Origin of the sequence: Streptomyces sp. NRRL F-4489, from assembly GCF_001509485.1 — a bacterium.
Lineage (GTDB): Bacteria > Actinomycetota > Actinomycetes > Streptomycetales > Streptomycetaceae > Streptomyces.
Window position 1 is genome coordinate 1 of sequence record NZ_LLZI01000091.1, and the last position, 6,215, is coordinate 6,215.

The window sequence follows — 6,215 nt, forward strand, 5'->3', positions numbered from 1 at the left end:
CCCGTACCCACGCCCCCCGCACCCCGCTCCGCCGGCCCCGCGCCGCGCCCTGACCACGTCCGCCACCAGCGGGCCGATTGGGCCGGCCGCGGCGCGGGGACAGGTGGTTCCGGGGACCCGCAGGCCGCGGCAGGCGCGCGGCGGACCAGGGCGCATACCGCCCTAAGTCCCCCATTCGCCCCTGCCGCCCAGCAACTGAGGAACCGTCACGGTGAGATGTACTCGTACCACTTCACCCGAGCCGCCGCCCGCGCGGCTACGGTCATATGAAGGCGGCACACCAACGGCACGGACGGCGAGGGCGGCAGCGGCGATGGCGGCAGAGGGGGCACAGGCGCGATGAGTATCGGCGACGACGGGGGCTACGGCGGCGACCGCGGCTCCGGCACGGGCCAGACCCGCACCAGACTTCCGGACGGCGAGAGCGACACCTACGGGTCGGCCCGCCGCGCCCGTATGGGGCTCTCCAGCCGCAACCTCGTCACGGTGGTCGGCGTGGTCGTCCTGCTCATCGCGGCGATCGCGTTCGCCAACAGGGGCGGCAGCGGCAACAGCGAGACCGGCGCGGACTCCGCCGGCCCCGCCAAGGACCCGGCCGCCGCCCGCCCCACCACCCCCACCGGCACCAAGCCGGTCACCACCAAGACCGCCGGCATCGCCTCCGGCTTCCCCCACACCGACGAGGGGGCGCAGTCGGCGGCGGCGAATTATGTGGTGGCGCTGAACAGCGACGGCATGTACAACACCGCCCGGCGGCAGGAGATCGTCCAGTCCGTCTACGCGCCCTCCGTGGCCGCGGCACGCAAGAGCGCGCTCGACACGACCTACGGGGACCCGGCCCATCTCCAGCGGTTCGGCCTCAAGCCGGACGGCACGGCGCCGGCGGGCCTGACCTTCATCTCGCGCGCCAACCCGGTCGGCACGAAGACCGAGGCGTTCACGAACGACAAAGCCAAGGTATCGGTCTGGTACTCGGCCCTCTTCGGCCTCGCGGGCGCGAACTCCCAGAAGCCGGTCACGGAGAGTTGGTACACCACGACCTACGACCTGCAGTGGGTCGGCGGGGACTGGAAGATCGTCGACTTCACGCAGCAGAACGGACCCGCGCCGATCGGGCGCGACCAAGCCGTCGCGTCCGCCGACGACATGGCCAAGGCCGTGCGAGGCTACGGAGGTTTCACCTATGCCCGGTAAGCGCAGGCACCGCCGCGCGTTCTCCGTCGCCGCCGGGCTGGCGAGCGCGCAGGCCCTTGTCTTCATGCTCGCGACCCGCGCGGTGGCCGCGCCACCGGATCCCTGCGCCGGCTTCAGCGGGCCCGCGCTGCAGGACTGCCAGCAGCAGGGCCGGACCGGTGGTGGCGGCGGCTCACTGCCGGGCAACCCCCTCGACAACAACCCCCTCGACCCCCTCGGCTCCCTCGCCAAAGGCTGCGCCAAAGCCGCTGCCTGGATTGTCGATAAATTGTCGGAGGCGGTGAAGGCGACCTCGCAGGTGGACTTCACCAACGCGGCGTTCCTGCGGCAGTACGCGGTGGTGTTCGCCGCGTCCACGGTGCTGACGCTGGTGCTGTGGCTGCTCGCCGTCGCCAAGCGGGCGGTGCGCGGGGTGCGGCTGACGGAGGCGATCAGCGAGGCGGTCGGGTTCCTGTGGCTGACGGTGCTGGCGTCCGCGTTCACGCCGCTGATCCTCTACACGGTGGTGTCGGCGACCGACGGCGTCACCGAGATCATCGCCAAGGGGACGGGCGCCCAGACCGATACGTTCTTCGGCGCGTTCTCGCAGGCGCTGACGAAGGGGACGGACATCGGCGGCGGCCCGATCATGCTGATCGTGGTGTCGCTGGTGTCGGTGCTGGCCGCCGGTGTGCTCTGGCTGGAGCTGGTGATCCGGGCCGCGCTGCTGTACGTCGGGGCGCTGCTGGGCACGGTGGTCTACGCCGGGCTGGTCGACAAGAACATGTGGGGGCACGTCCGCCGCTGGGCCGGGATCATGATCGCGGTGATCATGGTGAAGCCGGTGATCGTCATCGTGCTCGGCGTGGCCGGCGCGCTCTCCGGCGACAAGGGGCCGAACGCCTTCTCCGCGGTGGTCTCCGGACTGGCCATCATCATCCTGGCGATCTTCGCCAGCGCGGTGATCTACCGCTTCGTCCCCGGCTTCGGCGACGAGATGATCTCGGCGCGGACGAGCAAGGGCCGGGCCACCGACGGCAGTCAGGCGGCCGCCATGATCTCCTCGCCCGCGGCGCTGGTGTCGCAGGGCATCAAGACGCACAGTTCCCGCCGGTCGGGCGGGGGCGACGGCGGCGGCGCGCAGAGCGGCCCGTCGCGGCCGGCCGACGCGGTGGCCGGCGGCGTCGCCGCGCACGGCTCCCGCTCCGCCCCGGCGGCCCCCGCGCCCCGCACGAACCCCGCCGGCGGCTCCCGCACCGGCAAGGCACCAGGAGGTGACGGGCGTTGAGCACGCCGTCCCAGCCGATCGCACCGCGGCGCACGTATCTGATCGGCCGCGCCCGGCCCAACGCCGTCATCGGCAAGAACCGCGAGACCGGCGAGATCGCGCTGATCATCGCCGGGGCGTTCCTGGGGATGATGTGCGGGCTGCTGGTGCCGTCGCTGCCGCTGCGGATCATCTCCCTGACCGGCTTCCCGATGCTGGGGCTGGCCCTGGTGTACGTCCCGTACAAGGGGCGGACGTACTACAAGTGGTTCGAGATCCGGCGGAGTTTCCGGCGTACGGTGCGCAAGGGAGGGGCGGTCTACCGCTCCGGGGCGATGGAAGCCGGTGTTCGGCTGGACGGGAGGGAAGTGGAGATCGGGCCTCCGCCCGGCATCGGGCGGATCAACTGGCTGTCGGCGCCGTTCGGACCGGACGAGATCGCGGTGCTGCTGCACGCGGACCGCCGGACGGTGACCGCGGCGATCGAGATCGAGGGGCCGGGCGTCGGCCTGCGGGACAGTGAGGACCAGGAGGCGCTGGTCGACCGGTTCGGCACGCTGCTGAAGCATGTCGCCAACGGCGACGGCTTCGTCACCCGGCTCCAGATGCTGGCCAGGACGCTGCCCGCCGACCCCGACGCGCACGCCAAGGACGTCGCCCAGCGCGGGGACGCCAACTCCCCGCAGTGGCTGCGCGACTCCTACGACCAGCTCCAGTCGATGGTGTCCACCTCCTCCGAGCAGCACCGGGCCTATCTGGTCGCGTGCATGCACTACACCCGGGAGCTGGCCGCCGAGGCGGTCACCATGGCGCGCGCCGCGGCCGCCCAGCGCGGCGGGCTGCTGCGCCGGAAGCTGGACCGCGACGCCGGGCTGGCGGTGGTGATGGCCCGTGAGCTGACGGACATCTGCGCCCGGCTGACGGAGGCGGACATCCGGGTGCGGCAGCCGCTCGGACAGGCCCGGCTGGCGTCGCTGGTGCACTCGATGTACGACCCGGACCACCCGATCGACCACATCCAGGCGATGAGCAAGCGCAACGCCTGGCCGGCCGAGCTGGACGCGACCGAGCCGACGTACCTCCAGGCCAAGACCCGCGAGTCGTCGACCCGGGCGCCGTGGTGCCACGCCACCGCCTGGGTCAAGGAGTGGCCGCTGACCCCGGTGGGCGTCAACTTCCTGGCGCCGCTGCTCGTCCACACCCCGGACGTGATCCGCACGGTCGCGGTCTGCATGGACCTGGAGCCCACCGAGGTGGCCATCGAGCGGATGCTGACGGAGAAGACCAACGACGACGCCGAGGCGAGCCGGGCGGCGAAGATGAACCGCGTGGTGGACCCGCGGGACGTGGCGCACCACGGCCGGGTCGACCAGCGCGGTGAGGACCTGGCGTCCGGCGCGGCCGGTGTCAACCTCGTCGGGTACCTCACGGTCTCGGCCCGTTCGCCGGAGGCGCTGGCCCGCGACAAGCGGACCATCCGCGCCTCGGCGGGCAAGTCCTACCTCAAGCTGGAGTGGTGCGACCGCGAGCACCACCGGGCGTTCGTGAACACCCTGCCGTTCGCGACCGGGATCCGCCGCTGACCCGGTATCCGCCGCACGCCGCTGAAAGCCCTGGGAGGCGCGTACGTCATGGCCATGTTCGATCCGCTCGGTGCCCTCACCGAAGCCTTCACCAGCTTCCTGTTCGGGAAGGTGGAGACGACACGGCTGCCCGTCCGCACCTCCACCGGCCAGGCGCAGGCGGTCTACCTCCCGACGGCGGCGCCCGGGCTGGGCGACTCGGGCGTGATCATCGGCCGGGAGGTGTACTCCGGCAAGGGCTACATCTACGACCCGTTCCAGCTGTACGGGCAGCAGCTCCCGGCGCCGCACTGGCTGGTCCTGGGTGAGTCCGGCAACGGCAAGTCGGCGCTGGAGAAGACGTACGTCCTGCGCCAGCTGCGGTTCCGGGACCGGCAGGTGGTGGTGCTGGACGCGCAGGGCGAGGACGGCGTCGGCGAGTGGAACCTCATCGCCCAGCAGCTGGGCATAACCCCCATCCGGCTGGACCCGGCGGCCGCCCTGAACGGCGGTATCCGGCTCAATCCGCTCGACCCGTCGATCACCACCACCGGCCAGCTGGCCCTGCTGCGGACCATCATCGAGGTCGCCATGGGCCACGGCCTGGACGAGCGGGCCGGTTTCGCGCTGAAGGTCGCGCACGCGGCGGTCACCGGGCAGTACGCGCGGCGGGACGCCGAGGAGGCGGCGGACGGCGCCGAACGGGCCGCCGGGGCGCGGGGCCGGCAGCCGGTGCTCTCCGACATCGTCGAGCAGCTGCGCCACCCCGAACCGGCCTCGGCGGAGGCGATGAACGTCGACATAGACGACGTCCGCGCCTGGGGCCTGGACGTGGCGCTGGTGCTGGACCGGCTGGTCGACGGCGACCTGCGCGGGATGTTCGACGGGCCGACCAGTGCCGGTATCGACCTGGACGCGCCGCTGATCGTCTTCGACCTGTCGCATATCGACCGGAACTCCATCGCGATGCCGATCCTGATGGCGATCGTCGGCGTCTGGCTGGAGCACACCTGGATCCGCCCGGACCGCAAGAAGCGCATCTTCCTGGTCGAGGAAGCCTGGCACATCATCAACTCCCCGTTCGTGGCGCAGCTGTTCCAGCGGCTGCTGAAGTTCGGGCGGCGGCTGGGCCTGTCGTTCGTGGCCGTCGTCCACCACCTCAGCGACGTGGTGGACGGGGCGGCCGCGCGGGAGGCCGCGGCGATCCTGAAGATGGCGTCCACCCGGACGATCTACGCCCAGAAGGCCGACGAGGCGCGCGCCACGGGGCAGGTGCTGGGGCTGCCGCGCTGGGCGGTGGAGATCATTCCGACGCTGACCCCGGGCATCGCCGTCTGGGACGTCAACGGCAACGTCCAGGTCGTCAAGCACCTGATCACCGAGGCCGAGCGGCCGCTGGTCTACACGGACCGGGCGATGACCGAGTCGTCCGCGCTGCCGACGGACGAGGCCCGGGCGCTGGCGCTGGCGGCGGACGCGGAGGCGGAGGCGCGGGCCGAGGCGATCGCGCTGGAACGGCAGTTGCGGGACGAGTCGAGCGAGACGGTGGCGTGAGGCGCGGATACGACGACGACGGGTACGGTCCCCGGGGCGGGTACGGCCCCGCTTACGGACCCGGTTACGGGCCCGGCGGCGGCGCGGACCACGGGCGCGGGGCCGGGGCCGGGCGCCCCAGGGGCCGCGGGATCCCCGACGCCCTGCTGGTGGGGCTGATCGCCTTCCTGCTCGGGCTGACGGTGGTGGTGTGGACCGCGACCGGCCTGGGCGGGCTGTTCGCGCACGGCGCCTGGCCGACCGGGGTGAAGTACACCGGGACGCCGCTGGCGCTGCCGCACCTGGTGTCCGCGCCCCACGACATCGCGGCGGCCTGGCCGGAGACGCCCAAGGCCGAGCTGCCGGGGTATGGGCTCTTCTGGGGCCTGTTCATCGGCCAGTTGATGGTGCTGCTGGTGCTGGCGGTCTTCGTCCTGGGGACGGTCACCCGCTACCGCGCCGTACGGGCGGCCCGCCGGGAGCGGCGGCGGGCGGAGGCGGCGGCGCCCCGGCCCGCGGCGCCCCAGCCCACGGATCCCCAGGCCGCGGCCCCGCAGCCCGTCCCGGCAGCCGAGCCCGCACCGGCCCCGACGCCCGCGCCGACTCCGGCCCCGGCTGCCGCACCGGCCGCCCCGGCCCCGGCCCCAGCCGCGCCCTCCGCCGTACCCGCACCCGCACCC

Annotated in this window: 4 protein-coding genes and 1 pseudogene; all 5 read left to right on the top strand. The window is 72.9% G+C overall.

What is annotated here, in order from left to right:
- The first annotated feature begins 339 nt into the window (after positions 1–339).
- On the top strand, positions 340–1,194 hold the full coding sequence (locus tag ADL22_RS09695) for a hypothetical protein (RefSeq protein ID WP_066975815.1): 855 nt from the start codon (positions 340–342) through the stop codon (positions 1,192–1,194).
- Entirely contained in the window at positions 1,184–2,461 is a 1,278-nt protein-coding gene (locus ADL22_RS09700; RefSeq protein ID WP_066975817.1) for a hypothetical protein, read from the top strand. Before ADL22_RS09695 ends, ADL22_RS09700 begins: the two co-directional genes overlap by 11 nt.
- Complete coding sequence (locus tag ADL22_RS09705; RefSeq protein WP_066975819.1) at positions 2,458–4,023, top strand: SCO6880 family protein; 1,566 nt, start codon at positions 2,458–2,460, stop codon at positions 4,021–4,023. The genes ADL22_RS09700 and ADL22_RS09705 overlap by 4 nt, the downstream gene beginning before the upstream one ends.
- 54 nt (positions 4,024–4,077) lie before the next feature.
- A complete protein-coding gene (locus ADL22_RS09710; protein WP_066975822.1) occupies positions 4,078–5,556 on the top strand; it encodes an ATP-binding protein in 1,479 nt (492 codons plus the stop codon).
- Positions 5,557–5,705: 149 nt separating this feature from the next.
- Positions 5,706–6,215, top strand: a pseudogene (locus tag ADL22_RS09715) (type VI secretion protein); the annotation flags it as partial.

Bases quoted from the DNA above. Each gene is read 5' to 3' on its own strand.
- ADL22_RS09695 (WP_066975815.1), top strand. From the start codon at position 340: ATGAGTATCGGCGACGACGGGGGCTACGGCGGCGACCGCGGCTCCGGC.
- ADL22_RS09700 (WP_066975817.1), top strand. From the start codon at position 1,184: ATGCCCGGTAAGCGCAGGCACCGCCGCGCGTTCTCCGTCGCCGCCGGG.
- ADL22_RS09710 (WP_066975822.1), top strand. From the start codon at position 4,078: ATGTTCGATCCGCTCGGTGCCCTCACCGAAGCCTTCACCAGCTTCCTG.